This window comes from Phaeovulum vinaykumarii, from assembly GCF_900156695.1.
Classification (GTDB): domain Bacteria; phylum Pseudomonadota; class Alphaproteobacteria; order Rhodobacterales; family Rhodobacteraceae; genus Bieblia_A; species Bieblia_A vinaykumarii.
The window spans coordinates 1-11,942 of sequence record NZ_FTOM01000002.1 but is presented as its reverse complement, the minus strand read 5'-3'; the positions used below and the strand labels follow the sequence as shown (position 1 = coordinate 11,942).

The 11,942-nt window shown below is 60.9% G+C and carries 17 protein-coding genes, 1 tRNA gene and 1 pseudogene; 8 read left to right on the top strand and 11 right to left on the bottom strand.

Annotated features, from left to right (window positions below):
• Nucleotides 1-98 precede the first annotated feature (98 nt).
• Nucleotides 99-305 carry a 30S ribosomal protein S21 gene (rpsU, locus tag BW949_RS04370; RefSeq protein WP_076363743.1) on the bottom strand — a complete coding sequence of 69 codons (207 nt, stop codon included), beginning with the start codon at nt 303-305 and terminating at the stop codon, nt 99-101.
• A gap of 160 nt (nt 306-465) precedes the next feature.
• On the opposite strand from rpsU, the gene BW949_RS04365 reads away from it, so the two are divergent.
• The 4 genes from BW949_RS04365 to BW949_RS04350 all read left to right on the top strand — a co-directional run bounded on the left by BW949_RS04365 (nt 466) and on the right by BW949_RS04350 (nt 3,041).
• Nucleotides 466-1,143 carry a COQ9 family protein gene (locus tag BW949_RS04365; protein ID WP_076363742.1) on the top strand — a complete coding sequence of 226 codons (678 nt, stop codon included), beginning with the start codon at nt 466-468 and terminating at the stop codon, nt 1,141-1,143.
• Nucleotides 1,140-2,117, top strand: coding sequence for an NAD(P)H-quinone oxidoreductase (locus tag BW949_RS04360; RefSeq protein ID WP_076363741.1), 978 nt, complete (start codon nt 1,140-1,142; stop codon nt 2,115-2,117). Before BW949_RS04365 ends, BW949_RS04360 begins: the two co-directional genes overlap by 4 nt.
• 139 nt (nt 2,118-2,256) lie before the next feature.
• Nucleotides 2,257-2,332 (top strand) — tRNA-Ala (locus tag BW949_RS04355).
• Nucleotides 2,333-2,501: 169 nt separating this feature from the next.
• Nucleotides 2,502-3,041, top strand: a complete 540-nt coding sequence (locus BW949_RS04350; protein WP_076363740.1) for an AAA family ATPase — start codon at nt 2,502-2,504, stop codon at nt 3,039-3,041.
• Nucleotides 3,042-3,270: 229 nt separating this feature from the next.
• Here the strand turns inward: BW949_RS04350 and BW949_RS04345 are convergent, their stop codons facing one another.
• The 7 genes and pseudogenes from BW949_RS04345 to BW949_RS04325 form a co-directional block, all read right to left on the bottom strand.
• Complete coding sequence (locus BW949_RS04345) at nt 3,271-3,687, bottom strand: DUF1284 domain-containing protein (protein ID WP_076363739.1); 417 nt, start codon at nt 3,685-3,687, stop codon at nt 3,271-3,273.
• Entirely contained in the window at nt 3,684-4,274 is a 591-nt protein-coding gene (locus BW949_RS04340) for a biotin transporter BioY (protein ID WP_076363738.1), read from the bottom strand. The genes BW949_RS04345 and BW949_RS04340 overlap by 4 nt, the downstream gene beginning before the upstream one ends.
• Before the next feature lie 132 nt (nt 4,275-4,406).
• Nucleotides 4,407-5,057, bottom strand: coding sequence for a GntR family transcriptional regulator (locus tag BW949_RS04335; RefSeq protein ID WP_076363737.1), 651 nt, complete (start codon nt 5,055-5,057; stop codon nt 4,407-4,409).
• A 381-nt stretch (nt 5,058-5,438) separates the two neighbouring features.
• Entirely contained in the window at nt 5,439-6,047 is a 609-nt protein-coding gene (locus tag BW949_RS16740; protein WP_143524408.1) for an MAE_28990/MAE_18760 family HEPN-like nuclease, read from the bottom strand.
• Between the two features lie 3 nt (nt 6,048-6,050).
• Nucleotides 6,051-6,989 (bottom strand): annotated as a pseudogene (locus BW949_RS04330) (GmrSD restriction endonuclease domain-containing protein); the annotation flags it as partial.
• A gap of 15 nt (nt 6,990-7,004) precedes the next feature.
• Nucleotides 7,005-7,148 carry a hypothetical protein gene (locus BW949_RS17020; RefSeq protein WP_159440043.1) on the bottom strand — a complete coding sequence of 48 codons (144 nt, stop codon included), beginning with the start codon at nt 7,146-7,148 and terminating at the stop codon, nt 7,005-7,007.
• A 390-nt stretch (nt 7,149-7,538) separates the two neighbouring features.
• On the bottom strand, nt 7,539-7,643 hold the full coding sequence (locus tag BW949_RS04325) for a helix-turn-helix domain-containing protein (RefSeq protein ID WP_143524407.1): 105 nt from the start codon (nt 7,641-7,643) through the stop codon (nt 7,539-7,541).
• A gap of 141 nt (nt 7,644-7,784) precedes the next feature.
• Between BW949_RS04325 and BW949_RS04320 the strand changes: the two genes are divergently transcribed.
• Nucleotides 7,785-8,075 (top strand): helix-turn-helix domain-containing protein, encoded by a 291-nt coding sequence (locus BW949_RS04320; protein WP_076364763.1) that lies wholly within the window; start codon nt 7,785-7,787, stop codon nt 8,073-8,075.
• Nucleotides 8,076-8,107: 32 nt separating this feature from the next.
• Here BW949_RS04320 and BW949_RS04315 read toward each other — a convergent pair whose 3' ends face one another.
• Complete coding sequence (locus BW949_RS04315) at nt 8,108-8,587, bottom strand: hypothetical protein (protein WP_143524406.1); 480 nt, start codon at nt 8,585-8,587, stop codon at nt 8,108-8,110.
• 162 nt (nt 8,588-8,749) lie between these two features.
• Here BW949_RS04315 and BW949_RS04310 point away from each other — a divergent pair, with 162 nt between their 5' ends.
• The 3 genes from BW949_RS04310 to BW949_RS16735 all read left to right on the top strand — a co-directional run bounded on the left by BW949_RS04310 (nt 8,750) and on the right by BW949_RS16735 (nt 10,787).
• Nucleotides 8,750-8,995, top strand: a complete 246-nt coding sequence (locus BW949_RS04310; protein ID WP_235816202.1) for a helix-turn-helix domain-containing protein — start codon at nt 8,750-8,752, stop codon at nt 8,993-8,995.
• A 224-nt stretch (nt 8,996-9,219) separates the two neighbouring features.
• Nucleotides 9,220-9,720 carry a Tn7 transposase TnsA N-terminal domain-containing protein gene (locus BW949_RS04305; protein WP_235816201.1) on the top strand — a complete coding sequence of 167 codons (501 nt, stop codon included), beginning with the start codon at nt 9,220-9,222 and terminating at the stop codon, nt 9,718-9,720.
• Complete coding sequence (locus BW949_RS16735) at nt 9,717-10,787, top strand: hypothetical protein (RefSeq protein WP_143524405.1); 1,071 nt, start codon at nt 9,717-9,719, stop codon at nt 10,785-10,787. The genes BW949_RS04305 and BW949_RS16735 overlap by 4 nt, the downstream gene beginning before the upstream one ends.
• Before the next feature lie 560 nt (nt 10,788-11,347).
• Here the strand turns inward: BW949_RS16735 and BW949_RS16730 are convergent.
• Together BW949_RS16730 and BW949_RS17015 are read right to left on the bottom strand one after the other, a co-directional pair.
• Complete coding sequence (locus BW949_RS16730) at nt 11,348-11,647, bottom strand: hypothetical protein (RefSeq protein ID WP_143524404.1); 300 nt, start codon at nt 11,645-11,647, stop codon at nt 11,348-11,350.
• Between the two features lie 33 nt (nt 11,648-11,680).
• On the bottom strand, nt 11,681-11,839 hold the full coding sequence (locus BW949_RS17015; RefSeq protein ID WP_159440042.1) for a hypothetical protein: 159 nt from the start codon (nt 11,837-11,839) through the stop codon (nt 11,681-11,683).
• Between the last annotated feature and the right edge of the window lie 103 nt (nt 11,840-11,942).

The following is an 11,942-nucleotide window of genomic DNA, read 5'->3' as shown; positions in this document are numbered from 1 at the left end:
TTCACATGAAAAAACCCCCGCAAGCTGCGGGGGTCCGGGCGGGAAATCCCGCCAGCGTCGGAAGACATCGCGCCGGGCGCAGGGCCCGACAGGCGCCCTCAGAGCGCGCCTTCGCGTTGCGCCTTCTTGCGCGCGAGCTTGCGCGCACGGCGCACGGCCTCGGCTTTTTCGCGGGCACGCTTCACCGAAGGTTTCTCGAAATGCTGCTTGAGCTTCATTTCACGGAAAACCCCCTCGCGCTGAAGTTTCTTCTTCAGAGCACGGAGCGCCTGTTCGACATTGTTGTCACGAACGCTGACCTGCATGTGGTTGTCACCACCTTCCTAAGTTTGAGTTGCATCAGATTGCAGGAAGCGGCCATATAGCAAAGCCTTGGTCGTTTGTCCACGCCTCCCTGACCGCGGGGGGCGCCGGGCGTTTTCGGCCCCGCAACCCGACCGAAACCCGCCCCGACCGGAGAGGACGATGCGCAATTCCCGACTGGACCAGACCACCGCACGCGCCGAGCTTCTGGCCGCGATCACGCCGCATGTGCCCTTTGACGGCTGGTCCGAACCCGCCTTTCGCATGGCCGTGGCCGATTGCGGCATGGACCCCGAAATCGCCCGCGTGATCTGCCCGCGCGGCGCCGCCGACCTGGCCGCCGAATATCACCGCCAGGGCGACCGGCTGATGCTGGCGCGGCTGGCCGAGACCGACCTCGAGGCCCTGCGCTACCGCGACCGGGTGGCGCTGGCGGTGCGGCTGCGTCTCGAGGCGGTGGACCCCGAACTGGTGCGGCGCGGGGCGGCGCTTTTCGCGCTGCCGCAGCATGGCGGGCTGGGTGCGCGGCTGGTCTGGGACACGGCCGATGCGATCTGGGGCGCGCTGGGCGACAGCTCGCGCGACTACAACTGGTATACGAAACGCGCCACGCTCTCGGCGGTCTATTCGGCCACGGCGCTTTACTGGCTGGGCGATCAGAGCCCCGAACACGCCGACACCTGGGCCTTTCTGGACCGCCGCATCGAAGGCGTGCTGAAATTCGAGAAGGCCAAGGCATCGCTGATGAAATTGCCCGTCCTGCCGGGCCTGCTGGCGCGGGTCTCGGCGCCCGAGGGCGACTGCCCGCTGCCCGGCCGTCTGCACGGGGCCGCGCGATGAGCCAGATGCGCGCCGTCGAGATCAGCGCCCCGGGCGGCCCCGAGGTTCTGACCCCCTGCACCCGCCCGATCCCTGAACCGGGCGCGGGCGAGATCTTGATCGAGATCGCCTGGGCCGGGGTCAACCGCCCCGACGCGCTGCAACGCGCCGGCGCCTATCGCGCGCCGCCCGGCGCCTCGGACCTGCCGGGTCTGGAATGCGCGGGCCATGTCGCCGCGGTCGGCCCCGGTGTCAGCCGCTGGTCGGTGGGCGATCGGGTCTGCGCGCTGCTGCCCGGCGGCGGCTATGCCGAATATGCCACCTGCCCGGCCGCCCATGCCCTGCCCATCCCCGAAGGGATGGACCTGCGCCAGGCCGCCGGCCTGCCCGAGACCTGCTTCACCGTCTGGTCGAACGTGGTCATGCGCGGCGGGCTGAAAGCGGGCGAGCGGTTCCTGGTGCATGGCGGCTCGTCCGGGATCGGCACCACCGCGATCCAGATCGCCACCGCGCTGGGCGCGCGGGTCTTTGCCACCGCGGGCACGCCCGAGAAGGTGGCCGCCTGCGAATCGCTGGGCGCGCGCGGGATCAACTATCGCAGCGAGGATTTCGTCGAGGTGCTGCGCGCCGAAGGCGGGGCGGATCTGGTGCTGGACATGGTGGGCGGCAGCTATATCGCGCGCAACATCAAGGCCATGGCCGATGACGGGCGGATGGTGTTCATCGCCTTTCTCGAAAGCCCCAAGGCCGAGATCAACTTCGCCCAGGTGATGCTGCGCCGGCTGACCATCACCGGCTCGACGCTGCGCCCGCAATCCGACGCCGCCAAGGCCGCCATCGCCGAGGCGCTCGAGGCGCAGGTCTGGCCGATGGTGGCGGCGGGGAAACTGGCACCGCTGATCGACAGCACCTTCGCGCTGGAGGCCGCCGCCGAAGCCCATGCCCGCATGGAAAGCTCGGCCCATATCGGCAAGATCCTGTTGCAACTGCGCTGACGCGAGAGCACGTCGACCAGGCCGTGAGGGGGCGGACAAGGAATTGCAATCGGGCGCAAAAAAAGCCCTTGCACCCGCCCGAAACCCCGCTTATACGGCTCGGCACACGGAAGGCGAAGCCGCTGGATGTGACAAAGGTGGGGCCATAGCTCAGTTGGGAGAGCGCTTGAATGGCATTCAAGAGGTCAGGGGTTCGACTCCCCTTGGCTCCACCAATAAAAAAATGAAAGGCACCAGATAGTTCTGCCTTTCCTGTCAGAGGATTTGCCTCTGACGCGCAGATCAGTATTGTTTTCCCTACGAAAATCCATGCTGCCTCGATCTGCGCCCTTGGCGTGTTGATCGCTTCGCAGCCCTTCCCCCTGTCCAGCCCGAGGATGGCCCATAAGCGCCCCTTTCTTCGTCCTGACGGGCGGCCCCAGTGCGGGCAAGACCAGCCTAATCACCGAGCTCGCCCGCCGTAGCTTTCACACCATCCCCGAATCCGGCCGCGCGATCATTCGCGAGGAAATGCAGAACGGCGGAGATGCCCTCCCCTGGGCGGATCGCGCGGCCTATGCCGAACGGATGTTGGAACGGGATCTGCGCGCCCACCGCGCCGCACACGCACTCTCAGGCCCTGTGATCTTCGATCGCGGCATTCCGGATGTCCTTGGCTATCTGAAACTTTGCGGGCTTCCGGTGCCGCCCCACATCGCCACAGCGGCCAAGGCAGCTCGCTACAACCGTCGCGTCTTCCTGGCAGCCTACTGGGACGAGATCTTCACGCAGGATGCCGAGCGGAAGCAGAGCCAGACCGAGGCCGAAGCGACTTGTGCCGCTATGTTCGAGACCTATGTCGCGCTCGGCTACGAGATCATCGAGTTGCCGCGCACGGACATCGCAAGGCGCGCTGACTTTGTTTACAAACAGCTCGCTATCTAACAGTCACCTCCAGATGCCGCGGCTGAACTGCTGAAGCGGACAATCCACACGGCTCCTCTGGTTCCTCTGCACTCCCCCTGTCTAACGGTCACGGCGCGTTCTCTGCCGATAGCAGACGTTGCGCGCCCCGACCCCTGCTGCCTGCGGAGTCGCGAAAGCGGACGGTCATCGCGGTTGCAGCGCGCCCCGAATCCGCCAAGGTCAGGAGAGCGGACAAAGCAGTCTTTGCTTAGAGGCATGTGTTGGCATATTGCGCAGCGGCGACGGCGCTGCATAGGGAGGCCCACTCGCAGCCCTCGCAGGCCGATCTTACGCTCATGGTGTCAAACGCGCGCCGCAGGGATCGGATCGACGCATCGTCCAGCACCAGACGCGCTCCCGGCGTGGCCGCGCGCCCTAGCAGTTTCCCGATATCGTTGGACGCAGCCCGGTCCCGCGCGATCACGCTGTTACGGCTGCAATGCGCGTCTTCGTCATGGAGCAGGGGCGCGCAGATATCGTCGGGACCATCGACGATCTTGATCTCTTCCCCCGCGGATATGCGCTCGATGATCGCTGCCATGTTGGTCGTGAAGGCAGGGGAATATCCCCTACCAACATGGGTCAGAATGCATAGAAGATGGTGGGGCCGAAGCAGCACCGTCATGCGTCGGCACGCTTCATCCTGCCGTGGATCAACTTGAGCACCATCGCGCCGAGCGCAGACTTCAGAACGGCACCTAGGAGGAACGGGACGACACCGGCCATGATAGCCTGCTCGGGGCCAATGAGCACTGCCAGCCACGCTGCGCCCAAAGCAAGGCAAACCGCATTGCTGACGAGCATGCCGACGAAGGCCAGTCCGACGCGCTTCCCGGCCCAGCCACGCTCTGCCAGCCAACCCATGATCATGCCCGCGACAGGGAACGCGAAAAGGTACCCGCCCGTCGGCCCGATGAAGTGCTGCGCACCCGAAGCGCCCCCGGCCAGAACAGGCAGACCCAGAGCCCCCTCGACAAGCCAGGCCGTGATCGTGATGCCGCCAAGCCGCCACCCGTAGAGCGCGCCGATCAGGGCGACTGAAAAGGTCTGCAACGTCACCGGGACGGGCACCATCGGAACCTCGACATAGGACGAGAGTGCCAAGAACACGGTTCCCAAGATCACCGCGCCGAACTTCCAGGCAAGTGAGCGATTGCGAATGTCTAACGGGGTGCGTGCGGCACCGGCGGGCATGGCGGCTGAGGTGGTCATGCGAGCATCCTTTTCGAAATTATAGATAGAATCCCTATCCGATATCTAACTTTTGCCGAGAACGCAGATGCATAGCAAGAGCGCCGGGAAAACCAGCGGTCCTGCGGTTGGCCAAAGGCATGGAAAGGGAGCTTACCGCTCCCTGCTAAGCGACCCGTTCGGGGGCGCCTTCGATCCCATCCACGTGACGTGCCGCGACAGAAGCGAGGCGGCCAAGTCGATATTACCAGCTCGAAGCGCTAGCAAAATCGCGCGATGGTCGCGGTCAGTCGGGGTTTCCCACTCTGCGCTCCACCCCGAGAACAGGAAACGCGCACTCGCCACGTGCAGATCGTCGATCGACTGCAACAGGCGGGGCATCCCGCAGGGCGTCAGTATGGTGCGATGGAATCTGCGGTTCTCCTCCTCCCAGCCATAGACATCGCCGGCGCGATCCCCCGCGCGGGTGGCTTCTTCGGCTTCATCCAAGATGGCAACCGTGAGGTGCGGAGCGGCGTTGCGAAGCGCCAGCACCTCAAGTGATCCACGCATCTGTGCGACCTCTCGGATCTCGTAGAACCCGAAAGCCGCGACCCGAACGCCGCGGCGAGGTTCGCTCTCGACAAGCCCCTGTGACTCGAGCCTGCGGAACGCTTCTCTCACGGGCACGTGGCTAGTGCTGAACTCCTCTGCAATGCGGTCTTGCCGCAGACGCTCTCCCGCCGCGATCTGTCCGGTCACGATACGGCGGGCAAGCTCACGGTTAATCCGCGCGGCGTGGGATTCAGCTTTAGCTATCGTCATGGATTATAGATAATCCTGACCAGGATGAACGTCTAGGTAGGGCTCGGAGCGGACCTGCGGCAGCGCGGCATGGCGCCTGAGCGCCTGGCGCCACCGACTCTGGCGCTCGCTGCCGATAGCGGTCGTTCGTCGCCCCTTGCCGTTCCCGATTGACGAATCGCAGAAGCGGACTTCAGCTTGCCCCATGGAACAGCTCTCATCCCGCGACGCAGAGGCCCCATTGCCGACCTCCGTGGTGAACGCTAGCGCCGCAACGCAGCTTCACTAAACCTGACATTCATCCAGCCCGCAGCATTTTGAGCAATCCGAGGTCGGATGCGGCCGTAGAGGGGCTCTTCGCATGCGCCGACGTTTACCCAGAAGGAGCCTGAATTGCAGGCGTCAATGGCTCACAGCCACATCCATCGTGGTGTCCACCAGCGCGTCAAGTAGCTCCACGGCCGGGTCGTGCCAAGCTATACAGTCAGACACATTTTGAATTAGAACTTCTTCGCCATGCGCAATCCCATCCCTTTTTTCCTTCAAGGTTCCGCAAAAGGCCTTGAAGCTTCTATGATCAAATTTCGACTGCATGATCCACTCTGAGAAGAAGCGAAGCTGTTGGTAAGAGAAGTTGCCCCTATCGAATATTTCTTTGCCCGATATATTACTCAACACCAATGCATGTACTTCTTCGCTGTCGTCGCGACAAATGGAAAATCGACTATCACTACCCCTTCGGATTGCTTCCTTCCCGAAAAAAGTAAGCCAAACAGTCTTGTAGTTGTAATCATGCCTGGGGTGGTCTGACAAATACTCTAAATAACTCTTTGCAACGAGCTTCAGTGCCTGATCACAGTGAGCATATATCATCAGCGTCCATGCGCGACAAAGATAGGGGAGTTCCGCTGCGGAACTGTGGCGCTCTGCCAAGCTTCTCGCTTGAGAAAGCTCAAGCTTTCGCCATGCACGAATTTTATCAAGTGATGACTGGAGCTCTTCAATATTCATGATTCAAGCGCGGAAATATTTCTGTCCAAGAACAACAAGCTCGGGAATTCTCCGCTGTGCATTTTTCCCGCTGCCGGATGAGCTCTTGAATTCATCAGTGGAGCCAACGGCATCAATCTTTTCTTTGATATCTGCATCCGCGGGAAGGTTCCCGAGATTCTGCGCGATTCCAAGTGCGACCACCTCGAAGAAAGAAATGGAAAATTTCCCACTTCCAGGAGAGGTCTTGTAACGCAACGCATTCTCACCCCAACATCTCTCAATCACGTCGAAGGTTTCTTTGAACTTGAATTCGAACTCGGCAAGCGGGAATTGGTCATCCTCAAGAATCTTCCGAAGGGATTTGGTCAAGAAGACATCTACGCTTTTGGACTTCGGTAGCGCGTCAATCAAATCAGTTAAGAATACCACAAATCTCAAAACTAGCTCAACATCCATCCGAACCGAAAGATCACGCTCAGACATGCCGCAAACGGAAATGAAACTTGGATATTGGGAGAGGCCCTCGAACCATTTAAGTGTTTCGCGGTTCTTCCCCGCCATGATCGCATTTCGCAATTCTTGTCCAGAAATGGCCGTTCCGCCCGAATTAAGCCTCTGGAATAGCTCAAACTTCGCATCGAGGTCAGTTTCGCGCAGTAAGATGGTTAGTTGAATTTTCGTTCTTCTGAAGTCGAGCTGAATTCTGCGCGTAAGGTCGGCCCACTTCTTTCCTTCGAATTTAGGGAGGTAATAAAGGTCTTCAGATAGCGTGCTGAACTCGGAATAGTATTCACTTGCCGTTGCCGATTTCTGCAATGCGCCCATGTAATCCAGGATAGTGGAAAGACGCTGCATGCCATCCACAACTTCCCAGCTCCCTTTTTCGTCCTGCGCGACGAACATCGAGGGAAGAGGAAGGCCAATCAATATAGATTCGATTAGCTTTGACTTTTGCTCGGCGGTCCACCGAAAATATCACTGATACTCGGGCCTCAAGACTATTTCGCCGTTCTCATACATATTGACGATTTCACCAATCGACATCGGGTAGGAATCGGTCTTTACGAACTGCCGCGCCTTGTCCAAAACCTCTTCAAGCTGATCCTTGTCGTCAGACATGTTTCGCATCTCCAATTGGGGAGCTATAAAATTGTAAGCTCTACCTTCTTTGAGAGCACCATGGTTGACTACGGCGGGAATGTCCATGCCATGCAGGGTACGTTGATGTGGACTAACTATTTTGCTTTGTAAGCTGATGCTATTTTGGACTGAAAGCTGACTGCGCTTCGCTGCCTTTCGTCTAGGACGCAGCGAGCGGCGGCTCACCGCCCAGACTTCCGAGATCCGGCCGACTCGGCGTCGAGACGCGGCGAAGGTCCGGTTCGGGGAAGCTCGGCCGACGCCTGGGAACGGGGCCGAACGTCCGCAGTCCGCCCCGTCGTGCCCACGGCAGACTCCGCCTGTCGCTGGCAGGGCCGAGTGTAGAGGGGTGAAAGGGGTCGTCGCTCATCAACGTTCCGCCCCCTGCCGCGCCAGCGTGCGATAAACGGTCGGGCGGGAGACAGACAAGAGTTCGGCCAAGTCAGACACGGAATATTCCCCAGGCGCGTGCATCCCAGGTGTTCAGTCCTGGCATCTGGTGGATCGGGTCGATGTGGATCGACGAGAAATCCTGATCCTGAAGCGGCCCCATTGCCGCCTATACGGCATTGCCGTACACTCTGAAACTCAGCGAGCTGGCTCTGAGTGTACAACATGGCAATTGAACCCGAACTGGTCAAAAGTGCCAACGAGGCCTTGGCGATGGCGGAGGGCAGGCTGGAGCCTGCCGCGGTGTTCGAGCCAGCCACGGTTGACGTCGCAGCGATCCGCAAGGCTCAGAACCTGTCGCAAGGCCGCTTCGCCGAACGCTACGGCCTTCCCCTCAGTACGATCCGAGATTGGGAACAGGGACGGAGACGACCGGATCGAGCGGCCCATCTGCTGCTACGCCTGATCGAAGCAGAACCCGACGTCGTCGCGCGGATTCTGTCCTCGTCCGAGTGATGCATCAAGGCCGGGAACGTTCTACCCTCGGCTCAGCCGACATTCTGGCCCGTCCGAGACCTTGCAAGAAAGTACAGCCTCCTGAATGTTCGCGGGTCGAGTTTCATGGAACGGGCGGCGGCGGCATAGCTTCCGGCGCTCTCGTAAGCCCTGATGACTTCCTGATCCGAACAGTCGGTGGCCGGACGCCCAGGCCGCCTCGTCTGCCCAAGGGTCACACGCTTTTTGGCAATCCACTTCGCGTCCACCCTGTGCAGCCCGGCAAGTTTCGTGTCCGCCAAACCTTCGGCAAACTGCTCTGCAAGCAACTGATCGAAGTCGAAGCCGAACGTGTTCAGAACATCCAGAAGATTTCGGCGACTGGCCGGGAACGCCTTTTTGACCTGCGCCAGAGATCGCGTCCGTTCCATCGCCCGAAGCAGTTCGGCGTGATGCATGATCCGGCCATGGCCGCAGTCATAGACAACGATGTTTTCGCCATGCACCCGGATGCAGTTTTTCGGAAACGCCACCTTCCATCTCACATCAAGTTGTCAGCTGAAGCCCATGACTTTCAAAGTCGGGAATTCCACCGGAGTTTTTAACACATTGAACTGGAAAGCATTTGTTGACTCGCGAATCGGTACCTGATTCCTTTCCGGGTACGACGTCAGGAAAACATGTTCGCAGAAGAGATGCCCGATTTTATCAATGCACCTCATGAGCGTCTGAAGATGGAGCTGCGTCTGCGCGGCAAATCCTTTGCGTCCATCGTGCGCGAGCTCGATGTCTTTCGCTCATCGGTCTCGTTGGTGAGCCAAGGCCTCAGAAGGTCCGAAAAGATCGAGAAGGCACTGGCCGAGGCCATCGGCATGACCCCGCAAGACCTCTTTCCTGACAGGTACCCAGCAGAGGAGGAGCCAACCGGACACCAAACCTGACCCCTACAAAGGAAAAGACCCTCCTGCGCCAACAGGAAGGCCTTTTGAATAGAGTGTCGTTTTCTTCCGACGCCTTATTCATCCCCCGAGTCGGTCTCAAAGTCAACCTGCCGGACAGCCGTCCGGCGGGGCAGCTCAACTCATTCACATAAAGGGAGAGATCGCGCCCTCCTGTCTTCGGCCCCGGTGGGCCGAAGACACGGGAAAGGTGCGCTCCGATCACCATGAAACAGAACCTGATCTACCGCGGGCCGGAACCGAGCCACGCGACCCGACCGATTGCGCGCCGCTCCAAGGGAAGCCTGCGCGGCTCGATGGTGGCAGCCCTCCCGGGCTTTCCGCCCCCGCGCACCATCCAGTTCGAGAGTGCGCTCGAATACGCCTTCCTGTGCCTCATGCTGGTGCGCGGCGACGTTCACCACATTCAGGAACAGCCACCGGCCGTCTCCTTTCCCGGCACCGATGGCCGTCCTGCGCACCACGTCTTCGACTTCCTGATCACACTGACGAGCGGGGAGCGCATTGCAGTGGCGATCAAGCCGATGTCGCGGGTGCTCCACCTCAACTTCGTCTTTCAGCTGGAAAACATCACTGCGGCCGTTTCGAAGCGGTTTGCCGACCGGGTGCTGCTCGTCACCGAGCAGCATATCGACCGTGCCAAGGCTGCAGATGCCGCGCGCAGACTTGCGAAAGCCCGCCCCCAACTGACGGAGGTGGCGCAATGACCATTCGCTTCCGTTTTTCGAAGTCCGACATGATCACGACAGCAGGCGTCGCCATGCGGCCGGTGGAGATCACCGGCAGTGGCGGTATTTTTGAGCGTGTCGGTCAGCCGGGGATCACCGAGACATTCTCGAACGATGAGCTTTCCCAGCTGATGCGGCGCCCCGACACCAGCTATTACCCGGCATATTTTGATCTGGCGGCGCAGGAAGCACGTCGCGGTCAGCCTGTCCATCAGATCAACGAATTGCCGCCCAAGGTCAGGCGCCTGACACTCTGGCGGAAAGCCGTTTGTGATGCGTTCCTGACGCTTTCCGCGGCCGGCGACATCAATCGGACCCATGACGGCTTCGCGCGGGGACGTGCGAAGCTGTCGGAAGAGGTACAGCGCCTCCTCGGGGAAACGCCGGAAACCCGCAGACCGGCAAAGCCCGGAACCGACATCGTGACGCGACAGATGCCGGGGAGCTGGACGCTGTTCCAATGGGTCCGCAAGTACGAGAAAGCTGGCTTTTCCGCCTTGGCACTCATCCCGGAAACCCACAGGTCAGGCAACAAGGCCCCGCGATGGTGCCCCCGTTCCGAGGCCCTGATGAACCAGGTCATCGAGACCTATGCCGACACGCAGCGACCGACGAAGACACAGGCGATCAAGGAAAACCGATACGCGCACCATTCGCGCCCTTCTGGAGCACGGGCATATCGACCACATCTTGCCTTTCTCCGACGCGAAGCATCGCAGGTGGCGTGTGGTCTGTGCCAAGAGCGTGGACGATTTCCGAAAGAACCACGTCTCCCTGACGGAGCTGGCCGGCAGCCGCAATCGCGACGCGGCCAATCTGAGCAAGGAACTCTATCGTTACGGCGTCCGTCCGCTGCGGATCGGAGACAAATGCCAGCGGTTCTTCAGATGGTGCGACGTGATCTAGAGCGAGACGATTTCCGCGTCAGAAGCCGACCTTCGGGTCGGCTTTTTGATGACCGCCGAGAGGCAAACCTATCTGACGAAAAAGGCAGCCCAAGCGTCTCGCCGGGATTTCGCCACACTGATTTTAAAGGGAAAATTTGACCCCGAGAAGCAGAACTACGTGCCTCTTCCCAAACAAAGACCTACGAAGCACAAAGCCCCGCCACTCGGCGGGGTTTTGCTTTGGGGGCACACCGGGGGCACAGGTCAGCCGGAGGCTCGCTGTCCACGGTGGACAGTGACGGCGAGGGCACAGAGCGCCCACGCGCGCGCAGGTCAGCCGCCCTTGCAGTATCGCGTGTGAGACAGAGCGCAAGCCGGGCTGCAATGTTTCTGGGAAGGCTTTGACGGCTGGAACACCGTGGCGCAGACCCGACAAGTTCGCTCGGGCAGCTTCGCCCTGAGCTTCGCCTTTACCCGCCGCGCATCGGCCTTGAAATAGCACCGCTTCTAGCAAAAATCTGATGCCCGTCTGTCTCGGCAGATATCGGAGCGCCGCACTCTGGGCACGGGGGCGCTTGGCCTTGGCCTCGATTCGCGCCACCCGTTCCAACTCATAGTTCGCAGCGTTCCTGCACTTGGTGTCGTAACAGAGCGTCCAAGCGGGCCGATCCTCTGCCAGTTCCTTGCCGCACCATTCGCACAGCCGCCGCATGTCCAGGTCAGAAGTCATATTGAACCGCCATCCGAACCGCCTCGTCTTCCTGCGCAGAGCGCAAACGGCCAAGGCGCTTGTTGTAGCTGTTCTGGCATCGCGTCTCGCAAAACTTGAAATGTCCCTCGGGCAGTTCCTTGCCGCAGTTCGCGCAGCGGGTCCGCTTGATCAGTGTTCCGGCTTCGATGGTCCATTCCGGTTGCCCCTCGTTCCATGTCGGGTGCACAAGCGCCCCGGCGATGCGGAAGGCGTCTTCGAGCACTTCCCGCGCCACCTTGTCAGCCTCGGCCCAGCGCCAGCCCTGCAAGCGGATGCCCGCCCGCAAAGGCCCTTCGAGATCTCACAGGCTGCCAGTCGCGCCCGCCTGAAACGCCAGCCGGATCACGCGGCCCAATTCCTTGGCCAAGGCGTTATAGCGCGCCTCGCCCAGGCGGCCCCGTCGGGCATCGCGTGCCCGCCCGTCCTTGCGATTGATCAGATGCGGGAGAAGCTGGAGCATGTCAGTCCGCCCAGTCGATGAAGGACAGCGCGTCTTGCAGGGTGGCGCCGTCGATCCCGGCTTCCCTGGCCTGCGCCAGCGCGCCCACCATCGTGGCCAGCGC

What these genes read in the sequence shown, in the direction of transcription:
- rpsU (WP_076363743.1), bottom strand. Translation starts at nt 305, where the DNA reads ATGCAGGTCAGCGTTCGTGACAACAATGTCGAACAGGCGCTCCGTGCT.
- BW949_RS04365 (WP_076363742.1), top strand. Translation starts at nt 466, where the DNA reads ATGCGCAATTCCCGACTGGACCAGACCACCGCACGCGCCGAGCTTCTG.
- BW949_RS04360 (WP_076363741.1), top strand. Translation starts at nt 1,140, where the DNA reads ATGAGCCAGATGCGCGCCGTCGAGATCAGCGCCCCGGGCGGCCCCGAG.
- BW949_RS04345 (WP_076363739.1), bottom strand. Translation starts at nt 3,687, where the DNA reads ATGACGGTGCTGCTTCGGCCCCACCATCTTCTATGCATTCTGACCCAT.
- BW949_RS04340 (WP_076363738.1), bottom strand. Translation starts at nt 4,274, where the DNA reads ATGACCACCTCAGCCGCCATGCCCGCCGGTGCCGCACGCACCCCGTTA.
- BW949_RS04335 (WP_076363737.1), bottom strand. Translation starts at nt 5,057, where the DNA reads ATGACGATAGCTAAAGCTGAATCCCACGCCGCGCGGATTAACCGTGAG.
- BW949_RS16740 (WP_143524408.1), bottom strand. Translation starts at nt 6,047, where the DNA reads ATGAATATTGAAGAGCTCCAGTCATCACTTGATAAAATTCGTGCATGG.
- BW949_RS17020 (WP_159440043.1), bottom strand. Translation starts at nt 7,148, where the DNA reads ATGTCTGACGACAAGGATCAGCTTGAAGAGGTTTTGGACAAGGCGCGG.
- BW949_RS04325 (WP_143524407.1), bottom strand. Translation starts at nt 7,643, where the DNA reads ATGCACGCGCCTGGGGAATATTCCGTGTCTGACTTGGCCGAACTCTTG.
- BW949_RS04320 (WP_076364763.1), top strand. Translation starts at nt 7,785, where the DNA reads ATGGCAATTGAACCCGAACTGGTCAAAAGTGCCAACGAGGCCTTGGCG.
- BW949_RS04310 (WP_235816202.1), top strand. Translation starts at nt 8,750, where the DNA reads ATGCCCGATTTTATCAATGCACCTCATGAGCGTCTGAAGATGGAGCTG.
- BW949_RS04305 (WP_235816201.1), top strand. Translation starts at nt 9,220, where the DNA reads ATGAAACAGAACCTGATCTACCGCGGGCCGGAACCGAGCCACGCGACC.
- BW949_RS16735 (WP_143524405.1), top strand. Translation starts at nt 9,717, where the DNA reads ATGACCATTCGCTTCCGTTTTTCGAAGTCCGACATGATCACGACAGCA.
- BW949_RS17015 (WP_159440042.1), bottom strand. Translation starts at nt 11,839, where the DNA reads ATGCTCCAGCTTCTCCCGCATCTGATCAATCGCAAGGACGGGCGGGCA.